The organism is Methylobacterium terricola (genome assembly GCF_006151805.1).
Classification (GTDB): Bacteria; Pseudomonadota; Alphaproteobacteria; order Rhizobiales; family Beijerinckiaceae; genus Methylobacterium; species Methylobacterium terricola.
Window position 1 is genome coordinate 43,969 of the sequence record NZ_VDDA01000006.1, and the last position, 13,213, is coordinate 57,181.

Genomic DNA, 13,213 nt, shown 5'->3' on the forward strand with positions numbered 1-13,213 from the left:
ATGGCTTCCTCCCCCGTCCCGACCCCGACAGCCTCCGTTCCCTTGCCCGAGGCCGATCCGGACCTCGCGCCCCGCAACACCTCGGCGACGCGGCTCGCCAGCGCGCCGACCGCGGTGTCGCTGGAACGGGTCAACAAGTGGTACGGCGCCTTCCACGTCCTGCGCGACGTCGACCTGACGGTGCGCAAGGGCGAACGGATCGTGATCTGCGGTCCCTCGGGCTCCGGCAAGTCGACCCTGATCCGCTGCATCAACCGCCTGGAGGAGCACCAGGCCGGGCGCATCGTCGTCGACGGCATCGAGCTCACCAACGACCTCAAGCGGATCGACGAGATCCGCCGCGAGGTCGGCATGGTGTTCCAGCACTTCAACCTGTTCCCGCACCTCACCGTGCTCGAGAACTGCACGCTGGCGCCGATCTGGGTGAAGAAGATGCCGAAGGCCGAGGCCGAGGCGATCGCCATGCGCTACCTGACCCGGGTGAAGATCCCGAACCAGGCGCACAAGTATCCGGGCCAGCTCTCGGGCGGCCAGCAGCAGCGCGTGGCGATCGCCCGCTCGCTCTGCATGGCGCCCAAGATCATGCTGTTCGACGAGCCGACCTCGGCGCTGGATCCCGAGATGGTCAAGGAGGTGCTCGACACCATGGTGGGGCTGGCCGACGAGGGCATGACGATGCTCTGCGTCACCCACGAGATGGGCTTCGCCCGCCAGGTCGCCGACCGGGTGATCTTCATGGACGAGGGCCAGATCGTCGAATCGAACACTCCGGACGCGTTCTTCCGCGCGCCGCAGCACGAGCGGACCCGGCTGTTCCTGAGCCAGATCCTGCATTGAGGGCCCGGGGACCCGCACAAATCAGGCCAAGCGCCGGCGTCCACCTCTCCCCGACAGATCCCGGGCTCGTCCGGGATCTGCAAGCAATGGACGACGTCGGGCAAGCCCGGCTTCTCGCGGGGAGAGGCGGATGCGCACGATCAGCCCTGCGCAGTCGCAGAGGGGACAGCCCCGGCTCTACCGCCCCGTGGCCACCGGCAAGTCCTCCCGCGCGCCCCATTCCGACCACGAGCCGTCGTAGAGGGCGCGGGGCGGCCGTCCCAGGGTCTCGAGGGCGACGGCGACGATCGCCGCGGTGACGCCGGAGCCGCAGGTGGTGACGACCGGGCGGTCGAGGTCGATGCCGGCCCGGGCCACCGCCTCGCGCAGGGACGCCTCGTCCTTGAGCCGGCCGTTCTCCTGGAGCGCGCCGTAATGCAGGTTCAGCGCGCCGGGCATGTGGCCCGGGCGCACGCCGGGGCGGGGCTCCGCCTCCTCGCCGGCGAAGCGGGCCGCAGAGCGGGCATCGACCACCTGGGCCTGGCCGGCGAGCGCCCGCTGCACGTCGCCGACATTGGCCACCGCGGAGTGGTCGAGGCGGGCGGTGAAGTGGCGACGGTCGCGCGGGCCGGCCTCGCCCTCCTCGACCGGATGCCCGCCGGCGACCCAGGCCGGGAACCCGCCCTCGAGGATCGCGACGTCGCGGGCGCCGAACGCCTTCAGGGTCCAGCGCACCCGCGGGGCGGAGAACAGGCCCATCCCGTCATAGACCACCACCGTCATGCCGTCGCCGATGCCCATCTGGCGCATCCGCGAGGCGAAGGCCTCCGGGGACGGGAGCATGTGGGGCAGGGCGCTCGCCTCGTCGCGCACCGCGTCGATGTCGAAGCGGATCGCCCCCGGGATATGACCGGCGCGGAACTCGGACTCCGCGTCCCGCCCCATCGCCGGCAGGTACCAGGAGCCGTCGAGCACGACGATGTCGGGCGCCGCGAGCCGCTCTGCGAGCCAGTCCGCCGTGACGAAGGGGCCGATCGACATGCCTGTGTGTCTCCGAAAGGGGCTCTGACGCCCATCTGGTGCATTCTGCCCGAATTCCAGGCGTTGCCGCCACCCGTCCGGGCGCGAAAGCGGGGTTTCGCGCACCGGTACGGCCGCGCCGGACCGGGCAGCCCCTATCGTATGATGTCGAGGCTGCGGCGCGGCGTGCCTAGAACGGGAGTGTCCGTCCCCCGCGAGAGGCCGCCCCGATGCCCGTCGCGTCATCCGCCGTCGCCGTCGCGCCACGCACGATGCCTGGCCTCATGCTTGGCACGGCGCTTGCGACGCACCGTTCACTGCACCCGCCGTGTCCACTCTCCCTTGCACGGCCGGGCGTGGTCGACGGGCCAGGCAGTGAGACTCCGAGGGCTGCCTGGCCCGCCCGTCCGCGGCGCTGGACCGAGCGGGGATCCGCGCGCGATGCGGCCCCGGCCGGACGTCGCGGGGCGGTCGCCTCGGGCGACGGGCGCGGGTTGCCGCGCGGGACAGGGAGGGTGCGATGAACGCCACGGCCCGCTTCGAATGGCCGATCCGGCCCGACCGGATCGAGGTCTCCTCCCTCGGCTACCTCGCCGCAGCGATCCTCCTCTCCGCCCGCACGCCGCCGCCCTCCGCGACCGTGCACCGGCTGGTACCGCGCCGGGCACGGCCGCGCCTGGTGCCGGTGCCGTCCGACGGCCTGCGGCGCGCCGCCGAGGCCTGACGCCAAAGAAAAAGGCGGCCTTGACGGCCGCCTCGATCGGGGAGGCGGGCCCTGCCGGGCCCGCCGCTGGTGCGGTGCGTCAGATCCGGGGCGAGCGGCCGCGCATCAGGCCGAAGATCGCCGAGACGGCGAACAGCACGATCGCCACGAAGAACACGATCTTGGCCGCCTCCATGGCGGTGCCGGCGATGCCGCCGAAGCCCAGCAGAGCCGCGACGAGGGCGACGACGAGGAAGGTAATGGCCCAGCCGATCATTGGAAACTCCCGTTCGAAGGCTGCTGGATTGCTTCGCGGCGCCGTGCAGAGAAGCGTTGCAGCAAGTTGAACGAGAAACCGCCGGACCCCACGACAGGTTCCGCGGATTTTTTCGGATGAAAGCCGGTTGCCGGCCGTGAGACCCTCGCCACGCGCGACGAGCGCCGGCCCTGGGCGGGCGGCGCATCTGGACTTCAATATTGTGCGGGAGGGAATGGCTCCCCGAGCAGGACTCGAACCTGCGACAAGGCGATTAACAGTCGCCTGCTCTACCAACTGAGCTATCGGGGATCGCGGCGGCACATCTAGCCGAGGCGGGCAGGGGGCGCAAGGGGTTTCGCGAGCCGGCTCCATTCCTGTCGCGGATCGCGGTTTTTGCCGCCGGATCCTGTTGCGGAGCCGGGGCGGGCTCTGCTAGAGAGCCCTCGTCCCCGGGTTGTCCGCCCGATGCCGGGGAGACGGCGCAGCCGGCTCGGAGAGCCAGGCACGCCCGATCGTCGGCTGACGCCGACCCGGATGGCCTCGTGGCGGAGTGGTTACGCAGAGGACTGCAAATCCTTGCACCCCGGTTCGATTCCGGGCGAGGCCTCCATCTTTCCTTGATCCAGCACAATTCCGATCAGGCCGGCGCGAGTGCCCGGCCGAGACGTGACGCAGCGTGACGCGCGGTCGAGCGCCGGTCTCCGATCCTTGCCTTTTGGCCGGGGATCCACCACAACCGCGTCGCCCGACGGCTTGACCGTCGCTCAAGCTCCCCAGAGACGTTCATGCTCGACTACGCGCAAGCGCGCCGCCTCATGGTCGATTGCCAGCTCCGCACGTTCGACGTGACCGACATCGCGCTCCTCGACGCATTCGACGCCGTCCCGCGCGAGCGGTTCCTGCCGGCGGACCGCGCGGCCTTCGCCTATATCGACCAGCCCCAGGCGGTCGGGACCGAGGCCGGCGAGACCCGCTTCATGCCGGCCCCGATGGTGCTGGCGCGCCTGATCCAGGCGCTCAGCCTCAAGCCCGGCCACCGCGTCCTCGATGTCGGGTCGGGCCTCGGCTACGGCGCCGCGATCCTGCGCCGCCTCGGCGTCGAGGTCGTCGCCCTCGAATCGCTTCCCGGCCTCGCCGCTTCGGCCGGCGAGGCCTTGGGGAGCGGCGTCACCGTCGAGACCGGCCCGCTCGACAAGGGGGCGGCCGGCCACGGCCCCTACGACGCGATCCTGGTCGAGGGCCAGGTCGAGCGGCGCCCGCAAGCCCTGCTGGACCAGCTCGCCGATGGCGGCCGCCTGGCCTGCGTCCAGGGACAGGGCCGTCCGGCCAAGGCGACCCTGTGGGTGCGCTCCGGCGACGCCTTCGGCTCGCGCCCGCTCTTCGACGCCACCCTGCCGCCGCTGCGCGCCTTCGCGGTCGAGACCGGCTTCGCGTTCTGACCGCCGTCGGGCGCGGCCGACATCCCCGCGCCGACGCCACCCTCGAAAGAGGTAGGCCTTCCGTCGAAGGACGGCGGCGCCGGTCGCGCCGGGCCGCCAATCCGGAGCGGAATTTCCTTGGCGCCTGGTATTGTCGGCGGCGCCCGATCCGCCGACCCATCGGCCCGCGGCACCGGCCTAGGCCGGATGGACGGGGCGAGCGCACCGGGCGGGCACGACGCCGCGCCCCGCGGAAGCACTTCCTTCATCAATGGCTTGCAGGGTGCGCCGACCCCGCCGCGGCCCGGCCCGGGCCCGGGCGCGAATCACCCCCCGGCGCCGGGCCGCACCCCTCGATTTCCCCAGAGACACCTGTCGCTTTTTTGCGGCACTGGTGGTCAAACACAGCCGTCCACAGTCCGGGGGCGGTGCTCCCGGAACCGCCCTCGGCTAAGGTCCCGCTCGAGGTGGGCACAGCGATATACGAACCGGCTCCGCCGCCCCGCGGTGCAGAGACGGTCTTGTGGGCTAGCCGCACAGGGTAGACAGGCGTGACTGACACAGGAACTCGGGCGTTCCGCGGGCTTCGGCTGGGCGGGTTCGCCGCCATGGCGCTCGCCATGGCGGGCCAGGGCGCGGCCGCGGAAACCCTGGAGAGCGCGCTCGCGCGGGCCTATGCGGGCAACCCGACACTCAACGCGCAGCGCGCCGGCCAGCGCGCCACCGACGAGAACGTGCCCCGCGCCCTGGCGGGCTACCGTCCGACCGTCACCGGCTCGGCGAGCGCCGGCGTGTCGTACATCTCGGGCAAGCTCAGCGCCCTGGCGGCCGCAGGCGGCGGTGGCGGGCAGGAAACCCTCTATCCGCGCTCCGTCGGCATCGGCGTGCAGCAGACCCTGTTCAACGGCTTTCGGACCGACAACCAGACCCGTCAGGCCGAATCGCAGGTGCTGGGCGGCCGTGAGACCCTGCGCAACACCGAGATGCAGACGCTGTTCACGGCAGCGCAGGCCTACATGAACGTGCTGGCGGACACCGCCACGCTGGAGCTCAACCGCAACAACGTCGAGGTGCTGGAGGAGCAGCTCCGCCAAACCCGCGACCGCTTCAACGTCGGCGAGGTCACCCGCACCGACGTCGCCCAGGCCGAGGCGCGGCTGGCCGGCGCCCGGGCCCAGGTCAGCCTGGCCGAGGCGAACCTGCGCACCAGCATCGCGACCTTCCGGCAGGTGATCGGCGTCGAGCCGCGCCAGCTCGCCCCCGGGCGCCCGATCGACCGCTACGTGCCGAGCACGCTCACGGCCGCGGTCGATATCGGCCTTGCCGAGCATCCGGCGATCCTGTCCGCCCTCCACGCCGTCGACGCGGCGGAGGCGCAGGTGAAGATCGCCGAATCATCGCTCTACCCGACGGCGACCATCACCGGCAACGCGGCGCAGACCCTCGACCAGCAGATCGCCGGCACGCGCTACTTCGCGGGCTCGATCATCGGCCAGCTCTCGGTCCCGCTCTACCAGGGCGGCGCCGAATACGCGCAGATCCGCCAGGCCAAGGAGCAGGTCGGCCAGGCCCGGCTCCAGGCCGAATTCACCCGCGACCAGGTCCGCGCCGGCATCGTCACCGCCTGGGGCGCCCTCGAGGCGGCCAAGGCCCGCGTCATCGCCTCGCAGGCCCAGGTCCAGGCCAACGAGGTGGCGCTGAACGGCGTGCGCGAGGAGGCCCGGGTCGGCCAGCGCACGACCCTCGACGTGCTGAACGCCCAGCAGGAGTTGCTGACCGCCCGCGTCAGCCTGATCGCCGCCCAGCGCGACCGGGTGGTGGGCTCCTACCAGGTGGTGCAGACCGTCGGCCGCCTCACCACCCGCTTCATCGCCGTGCCGGTGGCGCAGTACAGCGCCAAGCAGCATTACGATCAAGTCAAGGATCTGTGGTACGGCGTACGCACGCCGGACGGCCGCTGAACGCGGCGGCCACCGGTGGCCCGAGCGGCTCCCTGTGAGTTGCGGGCCGCCTCGCTTGTGCGGGGCGCGCCCTGTGGAATACTGCGTAGTACGACCCCCCGATCCTCTGCACTCGAGCGTTGAGCCGGATGAGCGCCGCGAGCCCCAAGACGCAGGATAAGACGCAGGAACCCTCGATGGAGGAGATCCTCGCCTCCATCCGCCGCATCATCGCCGACGACCAGAAGCCGGCCGAGCCGCCCGCCGCCGGGTCGCGCCCCGTGGCGGTGCCGGATCCCGAGCCGGAGGACGACGTGCTCGACCTCGCCGGGATCGCGGCCCCGCTGCCGAAGCCCGCGCCCAAGCCGGCTCCCGCCCCGGCCCCTGCGCCGAAGCCCGAGCCGGCTGCGAAGACCCCGCCGAAGCCGGAGCCGGCGCCGCGCTTCGACGACCAGTTCGACGCGATGTCGGAGATCGCCTTCCGCGACGAGCCGATGGATTTCGACGCCATCGAGATCGAGCCGGAGCCGGTGAAGGCCGCTCCCCTGCCGCCCGAGCCCCCGAAGGCCGCGGCGCCGCCGCCGGAGCCGCCGCGCCCGAGCGTCGAGGACCGGCTCCTGTCGCAGGCGACCGACGCCACCGTCACGCACGCCTTCGACCTTCTGGCGAGCACGGTGATGACCCGCAACGCCCGCACCATCGAGGACCTGGTGCAGGACATGTTGCGGCCGATGCTGAAATCCTGGCTCGACGACAACCTGCCGGTCCTGGTCGAGCGCCTGGTCCGCGCCGAGATCGAGCGCGTCGCGAGAGGGCGGTGAGCCCGGGCGGGTCAATCCTGGCCGGCTCCAGTTGACGGAACGGTGCGGGTCCGCTTGAAAGCGGGCTCGGGGGCCGGTCGCTCACGCGGCCGGCCTCGTTCGTTTCTGGTCCCGGCGCCCCGGGGCCATCGTCCGCCGGCGGGACGCGCCCTCGAGGCCGCGACCCGAGGCGGCGCCGTGCGAGTGGCTGTGTCAGCGATGATGGACAAGACCTTCGATCCCGCCGCCGTCGAGGCGCGCATCGCCGCCGAGTGGGAGGAGGCGCAGGCCTTCCGGGCCGGGCGCCCGGACCGCGCCGGCGCCGAGCCCTACAGCATCATGATCCCGCCGCCGAACGTGACGGGCTCGCTGCATATGGGCCACGCCCTCAACAACACGCTGCAGGACGTGCTCGCCCGCTTCGAGCGCCTGCGCGGCAAGGACGTGCTGTGGCAGCCCGGCACCGATCACGCCGGCATCGCCACCCAGATGGTGGTCGAGCGCCGCCTGATGGAGCAGCAGCAGCCCGACCGGCGCTCCTTGGGCCGGGCGGAGTTCGTCCGCCGGGTCTGGGAGTGGAAGGCGGAATCGGGCGGCACCATCGTCAACCAGCTCAAGCGCCTCGGCGCCTCCTGCGACTGGTCGCGGGAGCGCTTCACCATGGACGAGGGCCTGTCGAAGGCCGTCCTGAAGGTCTTCGTCGACCTGCACGCGCAAGGCCTGATCTACCGCGACAAGCGCCTGGTGAACTGGGACCCGAAGTTCCAGACCGCGATCTCCGACCTCGAGGTGCAGCAGCTCGAGGTGAAGGGTCATCTCTGGCACTTCGCCTACCCGGTCGTCGACGAGGCGGGCCACGAGACCGGCGAGACCATCACGGTCGCGACGACCCGGCCCGAGACGATGCTGGGCGACACCGCGGTCGCCGTGCACCCCGAGGACGAGCGCTACCGGGCGCTGGTCGGCATGCGCCTGCGCCTGCCGCTGGTCGGCCGCCTGATCCCGATCGTCGCCGACGAGTATTCCGACCCCGAGAAGGGCACCGGCGCGGTCAAGATCACCCCGGCCCACGACTTCAACGACTTCGAGGTCGGCCGCCGGCACGGGCTCGCCCAGATCAATGTCCTGGATGAGGAAGCCCGCATAAGCCTCGAGGGCAACGCGGAATTCCTGGAAGGTTCGAGCCCGGAGCCCGAGGCCCTGGCGCTGCACGGCCTCGACCGCTTCAAGGCCCGCGAGGCGGTCGTCGCCCTGATGGAGGCGCGCGGCCGGCTCGTGACCATCGAGTCCAACACCCATGCGGTCCCGCACGGCGACCGCTCGGGCGTGGTGATCGAGCCCTACCTGACCGACCAGTGGTACGTGAACGTCAAGCCGCTGGCCGAGCGGGCGCTGCAGGCGGTGCGCGACGGCCGCACCCGCTTCGTGCCCGAGACCTACGAGAAGACCTACTTCCAGTGGCTCGAGAACATCGAGCCGTGGTGCATCTCGCGCCAGCTGTGGTGGGGCCACCAGATCCCGGCCTGGTACGACCCGGAGGGCCACTGCTTCGTCGCGGCCAGCGAGGAGGAGGCCCTGGCCCAGGCCGCCGCGAAGCACGGCCGCCCGGTGACCTTGCGCCGCGACGAGGACGTGCTCGACACCTGGTTCTCGTCCGGCCTGTGGCCGTTCTCGACGCTGGGCTGGCCCGACGCCACGCCGGAATTGTCGCGCTACTACCCGACCAGCGCGCTCGTGACCGGCTTCGACATCATCTTCTTCTGGGTCGCCAGGATGATGATGCTCGGCCTTCACGCGCTGGACGAGGTGCCGTTCCGGACCGTCTACATCCACGCCCTCGTCCGCGACGAGAAGGGCGCCAAGATGTCGAAGTCCAAGGGCAACGTGGTCGATCCCCTCGACCTCGTCGACCGCTACGGCGCCGACGCCCTGCGCTTCACCCTGGCCGCCATGGCGGCGCAGGGACGCGACATCAAGCTCTCGGTGCAGCGCGTCGAGGGCTACCGGAACTTCGCCACGAAGCTCTGGAACGCCGCCCGCTTCGCCGAGATGAACGGCTGCCGGCTCGATCCGGCCTTCGCCCCGTCGGGCGTGACCCAGACGCTGAACGCCTGGGCGCTCGGCGAGGCCGCCCGCGCGGTCGCCGAGGTGACCGCGGCGATCGAGGCCTACCGCTTCAACGACGCCGCCAACGCCGCCTACCGCTTCGTCTGGAACGTCTTCTGCGACTGGTACCTCGAACTGGCCAAGCCCGTGCTCCAGGGCGAGGACGGGCCGGCGAAGGAGGAGACGCGCCGGACGATCGCCACCCTCATCGACCAGATCTGCGTGCTGCTGCACCCGTTCATGCCGTTCCTCACCGAGGAATTGTGGGCGACGAAGGCGCGCGAGGCCGGGATCACGCGCGGGCTTCTGGCGCTCGCCGCCTGGCCGGATCTCGGTGCGCTGGCGAAGCCCGAGGCCGAGGCCGAGATCGGCTGGGTCGTCGACCTGGTGTCGGAGATCCGCTCGGCCCGCTCGGAGACGAACGTGCCGGCCGGCGCCCAGATTCCCCTGGTGCTGGTGGCCCCGAGCGCGGCGGTGCGCGAGCGCGTCGCCCGCTGGGGCGACACCGTGCGGCGGCTGGGCCGCATCGCCGCGATCGAGATCGTGGAGGCGAGCCCGCGCAACGCCGTGCAGCTGATCGTGCGCGGCGAGGTCGCGGCCCTGCCGCTCGAGGGCGTGGTCGACCTCGCCGCCGAGGTGGCGCGGTTGAAGAAGGAGGAGGCCAAGCTCGACGGCGAGATCGGAAAGATCGACGCCAAGCTCGGCAATGCCGACTTCCTCGCCCGCGCCCCCGAGGAGGTGGTGGAGGAGCAGCGCGAGCGCCGCGACGCAGGACTCGCCCGCCGCGAGAAGGTGCGCGAGGCGCTGACCCGGCTCCAGGGCTGACGCCCGGCCTCCAGACGGCCCTCCGGTGCGGGCGCGGATCGCCCGCACCGGAGCACGTTCCAAGACAGAACGACCGTCGGGGGCGAAGCGCCCGCGCGGCGTCCGGCTCAAGACCGGGCGGCCCTGTGCGCGTTTGAGAGGCGCCCCGTCGCACCCCGCCCGAGCATCCGCATAGGCATGAGCCCGAAGACAGCCACCGCCGCCCGCGCCGCGACGGCCCGCTACGACACAGCGACCGACATGCTGTCCGTGCGCGTCACCGCTGCGGCGGTGGCGGCGAGCCGGGAGGTGCGGCCGGGGATCGTCGTCACCGACGACGAGGCCGGCACCGTGGCGGGAATCGAGATCCGCGGCGCCTCGGACCGGCGGCTGGCGGCCGACCAGGACCTGCGGCGGCTCGCCGAGGCGGCCTGAAGCGTTGCGCCGCCTCCCGCGCATCGTCCGGTGGGCGGCTCTCCTCGTCCTCACTCTCGCGCTCGCCCTCGCGTCGGCGGCCTGGCTCACCGCCCGGCCCGGCGACCCGGGCCTCTACCCGCCGGCGCCCGGCGCCGAGACGGTCACGGTGCGGCTCGTCGCCCAGGCGTGGCATTCCGGCCTGCTGCTGCCGCGCGCGGACCTGGCCCGGGCAGCGGCCGAGGCCGCGGACGGGGCGCTCGTCGAGGTCGTCGAGCGCTTTCGCGCCTATCCGGCGCTCGAGATCGGGTGGGGCGATGCCGGTTTCTACCGCGCCGTGCCGACGCTCGACGCCCTCGACTGGCGGCTGGCGCTCCGGGCGCTGTTCACCCCGGGCGGGCGCCCGGCGGTGCTGCACGTGGTCGGGGTCGCGGCCTCGCCCGAGGCCGCCTTTCCGGGCGCCGAGATCGTGACCTTGCGGCTGTCGCGGGCGGGCTTCGACCGGCTCGCCGCCGCCCTCGGCCGCGCCGTCACCGCGCGCGACGGCCATCCGGTGATCCTGGGGCCCGGCCTCTACGGCCCGAGCCTGTTCTACGCGGCGGAGGGGCGTTTCGGCCTGCATAACGTCTGCAACCACTGGAGCGCCGGGCTCCTCCACGACGCCGGCCTGCCGATGACGCCGCTCCTCGACACCCTGCCGCGGGGGCTGGTCCTCGATCTGGCGTGGCGCGGGGCCCTTCAGTCCCCCTGAGGACCGGCGAGCATCGGGGCACGGCGCTGCAAGGCGCGCCGCAGGCGCTGGCGCCAGGGCACCCGGCCGCTGCGGGCGAGGTCGCGGCCACAGGCCCGGGCGGCGGCGCGGTCGAACTGGAAGGCGATCTCGGTGCCCTCGGCGAGCCGGAGCGCCAGGGCCGGCACGCCGGGGGCGACCTCGCCGGCGGTCCAGCCGAGGGCCGGGAAGAAGCAGTTCTCCACCCGCGTGCCCGCCGGCACGTCCTGCGCCGCATCCGCCGCCACCGAGGCGGTGGCGAGCAAGGCGAGGCCGAGTTCCGCCGCCTCGGCGGGGGCGAGCCGGACCGCGTAGTCCCGCGGCCCGAACGCCACCACCAGCTCGACCTCGTCCGGCCCGGCGGTCACGACCGAGAAGCGGGGGGCACCGCCCGGCGCGGCCCCGGGAGATGCCGCCGCCACGGGCGGAGGCGCCACCTCGGCCGAATCCGGCGCTTCGGCATCATCCGGCGTCGCGGCCGGATGCGACACCTCGGGAGACGCAGCCTCGGGAAGATCGGAAGCCTCGGAACGTGCGGCTTCGGGAGACGCGGTCTCGGAAGAAGTCATACGGGGCCGGTCGCTCGCATGCCGTGGCGGGGGCGTCCCGCCAACCGTAGCGTCCGGACTTTCCTCGGAGCAAGTTCTGACGCCGTGCGTCAGCGCACGGCATCGCCGGGTGGGTCGGCGGGAGCGTTGGCCGCCTGCCGGGCATTCTTGCCGCTCCCGTCCTTGCCGCTCCCGTCCTTGTTGCTCTCGTCCTTGCCGCTCTCCCGAGCCTCCGGCTTGATCCCGACCCGCTGGTCCTGGCGCAGGAGCTGGAGGTGGTCGGTGGCGATCCGGTCGCCGGCCTTGAGTCCCTTGAGGATCGCCGTGCGGTCGCCGAACTCCTCGCCGGTCGTCACCGGGGCCATCGCCACCTTGCCCTGATCGTCGACGCGCCAGACGATGCGCTGGTCGAGCTGGGCCGACAGGGCGACCGTCGGCACCAGCAGGCGCTCCTCGGTGCCGACCTGCACCCGGGTGCGCACGAACTCGCCCGGCAGGTAGCGCTCGTCGGCATTGGGCAGCCAGGCCCGGACCAGACGGCGGGCGGTGCGGGGATCGAAGCGGTTGTCGAGCTTGTAGATCGTCGCCTTGCGCTCCGGCTTGCCCTGGATGTCCAGGGTCTGGATGAAGGCGCGGTCCTCCTTGAGCGCGGCGCGCACGGCCTCCGAATCCTCGGTCGAGAGCGCGACCTGCACCTCGATCGGATCGACCTGGACCACGCTGACGAGCTGGGTGGTGTTCTCGTTGACGTGATCGCCGAGATTGACGTCCGACAGGCTGGAGCGCCCGTCGAAGGGCGCGCGGATCACCGCGTATTCGAGGTTGAGCTTCTGGCGCGCGATCGCGGCCTCGGCCTCCTGCACCCGGCTGCGGGCGACCTGGCGGTTGCTCTCGAGCTGCTGGAAGCGCTGCTCGGAGGCGTAGCCCTTGTCGGCCAGCGTCTGGGTGCGGTCGACCTCGGCATCGGCGAAGGAGGCTTGCGCCACCGCCTGCTCGCGCTGGGCTTCCGCCGTGCGCAACGCCACCTCGAACGGGCGCGGATCGATGCGGAACAGCACCTGCCCCTTCTTGACGTGGCCGCCGGGCTCGAACGGCCGCTCCACCACCACGCCGGTGACCCGGGGCTGGAGCGCGGCGTCCTTCGGCGAGATCACCGTACCGGTATACGAGAAGGCGACCGGCACGGTCTCGGTGGCGGCCCGCGCCACCGCGACGTCGAATTCCGGGCCCTCGGGCTTCGTCTTCGGCGCCGGCGGCGGCGCCAGGACCTTTGCCACGGGACCGGGCAGGGCGCCCGACACCCCGGCGGGCAGCGGGTGGCCGAGCCCCCACCACAGGCCGGCCCCGGCCGCGACGGCGGTCAGGCCGATGAGGCCGTAGCGAATCCCTGCACGCACGAGGCGGGTGTCCTTCGGATCGGGGCCCGGTCCCGGTCGGCGGATCACCGAAGCGGGGCCGCCCGGGGCGGTCATGGATGGTCTCTCGAGGGGAACTCCCTCGACCACGGTCGCGTTGCACGCGAGCTTTCACCTTACCGTCGCAGGCCCCGCTTCCCGTCCCGATGGCCCTCCGGCCCCGCGTCGGTCCCAGGCCGTTTCGCGGGCGGTCGAGCGGGA

The 13,213-nt window shown here is 72.4% G+C and carries 12 protein-coding genes and 2 tRNA genes; 9 read left to right on the top strand and 5 right to left on the bottom strand.

Annotated features, from left to right (window positions below; all coding sequences use genetic code 11):
- Positions 1–837, top strand: coding sequence for an amino acid ABC transporter ATP-binding protein (locus FF100_RS15790; protein ID WP_139036656.1), 837 nt, complete (start codon positions 1–3; stop codon positions 835–837).
- A 177-nt stretch (positions 838–1,014) separates the two neighbouring features.
- Here the strand turns inward: FF100_RS15790 and sseA are convergent, their stop codons facing one another.
- The gene (gene sseA / locus FF100_RS15795; RefSeq protein WP_139036657.1) at positions 1,015–1,857 is read right to left on the bottom strand and encodes a 3-mercaptopyruvate sulfurtransferase; all 843 of its coding nucleotides are present in this window, start codon (positions 1,855–1,857) and stop codon (positions 1,015–1,017) included.
- A gap of 499 nt (positions 1,858–2,356) precedes the next feature.
- Between sseA and FF100_RS15800 the strand changes: the two genes are divergently transcribed.
- A complete protein-coding gene (locus FF100_RS15800) occupies positions 2,357–2,560 on the top strand; it encodes a hypothetical protein (protein WP_139036658.1) in 204 nt (67 codons plus the stop codon).
- 79 nt (positions 2,561–2,639) lie between these two features.
- Here the strand turns inward: FF100_RS15800 and FF100_RS15805 are convergent, their stop codons facing one another.
- Both FF100_RS15805 and FF100_RS15810 read right to left on the bottom strand, forming a co-directional pair.
- The gene (locus tag FF100_RS15805) at positions 2,640–2,816 is read right to left on the bottom strand and encodes a DUF1328 domain-containing protein (RefSeq protein ID WP_048431004.1); all 177 of its coding nucleotides are present in this window, start codon (positions 2,814–2,816) and stop codon (positions 2,640–2,642) included.
- 215 nt (positions 2,817–3,031) lie between these two features.
- A tRNA-Asn gene (locus FF100_RS15810) sits at positions 3,032–3,107 on the bottom strand.
- Between the two features lie 227 nt (positions 3,108–3,334).
- Between FF100_RS15810 and FF100_RS15815 the strand changes: the two genes are divergently transcribed.
- The 7 genes from FF100_RS15815 to FF100_RS15845 all read left to right on the top strand — a co-directional run bounded on the left by FF100_RS15815 (position 3,335) and on the right by FF100_RS15845 (position 11,031).
- Positions 3,335–3,408, top strand: a tRNA-Cys gene (locus FF100_RS15815).
- 175 nt (positions 3,409–3,583) lie between these two features.
- The gene (locus FF100_RS15820) at positions 3,584–4,237 is read left to right on the top strand and encodes a protein-L-isoaspartate O-methyltransferase family protein (protein ID WP_139036659.1); all 654 of its coding nucleotides are present in this window, start codon (positions 3,584–3,586) and stop codon (positions 4,235–4,237) included.
- 530 nt (positions 4,238–4,767) lie between these two features.
- Positions 4,768–6,177 carry a TolC family outer membrane protein gene (locus FF100_RS15825; RefSeq protein ID WP_139036660.1) on the top strand — a complete coding sequence of 470 codons (1,410 nt, stop codon included), beginning with the start codon at positions 4,768–4,770 and terminating at the stop codon, positions 6,175–6,177.
- 128 nt (positions 6,178–6,305) lie between these two features.
- A complete protein-coding gene (locus FF100_RS15830; RefSeq protein ID WP_246102109.1) occupies positions 6,306–6,977 on the top strand; it encodes a PopZ family protein in 672 nt (223 codons plus the stop codon).
- Positions 6,978–7,175: 198 nt separating this feature from the next.
- The gene (locus FF100_RS15835; protein WP_139036661.1) at positions 7,176–9,887 is read left to right on the top strand and encodes a valine--tRNA ligase; all 2,712 of its coding nucleotides are present in this window, start codon (positions 7,176–7,178) and stop codon (positions 9,885–9,887) included.
- A 177-nt stretch (positions 9,888–10,064) separates the two neighbouring features.
- A complete protein-coding gene (locus FF100_RS15840; protein ID WP_139036662.1) occupies positions 10,065–10,301 on the top strand; it encodes a DUF2283 domain-containing protein in 237 nt (78 codons plus the stop codon).
- Between the two features lie 4 nt (positions 10,302–10,305).
- Positions 10,306–11,031, top strand: a complete 726-nt coding sequence (locus FF100_RS15845) for a DUF2459 domain-containing protein (protein ID WP_139036663.1) — start codon at positions 10,306–10,308, stop codon at positions 11,029–11,031.
- On the opposite strand, the gene FF100_RS15850 is transcribed toward FF100_RS15845, so the two are convergent.
- Both FF100_RS15850 and FF100_RS15855 read right to left on the bottom strand, forming a co-directional pair.
- Positions 11,019–11,486 (bottom strand): hypothetical protein, encoded by a 468-nt coding sequence (locus FF100_RS15850; RefSeq protein ID WP_139036664.1) that lies wholly within the window; start codon positions 11,484–11,486, stop codon positions 11,019–11,021. The genes FF100_RS15845 and FF100_RS15850 overlap by 13 nt on opposite strands.
- Before the next feature lie 221 nt (positions 11,487–11,707).
- Entirely contained in the window at positions 11,708–12,994 is a 1,287-nt protein-coding gene (locus tag FF100_RS15855) for an efflux RND transporter periplasmic adaptor subunit (protein WP_139036665.1), read from the bottom strand.
- Positions 12,995–13,213 lie beyond the last annotated feature (219 nt).

Coding starts and splice junctions, on each gene's coding strand:
- FF100_RS15840 (WP_139036662.1), top strand. CDS start 10,065: ATGAGCCCGAAGACAGCCACCGCCGCCCGCGCCGCGACGGCCCGCTAC.
- FF100_RS15830 (WP_246102109.1), top strand. CDS start 6,306: ATGAGCGCCGCGAGCCCCAAGACGCAGGATAAGACGCAGGAACCCTCG.
- FF100_RS15835 (WP_139036661.1), top strand. CDS start 7,176: ATGATGGACAAGACCTTCGATCCCGCCGCCGTCGAGGCGCGCATCGCC.
- FF100_RS15800 (WP_139036658.1), top strand. CDS start 2,357: ATGAACGCCACGGCCCGCTTCGAATGGCCGATCCGGCCCGACCGGATC.
- FF100_RS15805 (WP_048431004.1), bottom strand. CDS start 2,816: ATGATCGGCTGGGCCATTACCTTCCTCGTCGTCGCCCTCGTCGCGGCT.
- FF100_RS15790 (WP_139036656.1), top strand. CDS start 1: ATGGCTTCCTCCCCCGTCCCGACCCCGACAGCCTCCGTTCCCTTGCCC.
- FF100_RS15820 (WP_139036659.1), top strand. CDS start 3,584: ATGCTCGACTACGCGCAAGCGCGCCGCCTCATGGTCGATTGCCAGCTC.
- sseA (WP_139036657.1), bottom strand. CDS start 1,857: ATGTCGATCGGCCCCTTCGTCACGGCGGACTGGCTCGCAGAGCGGCTC.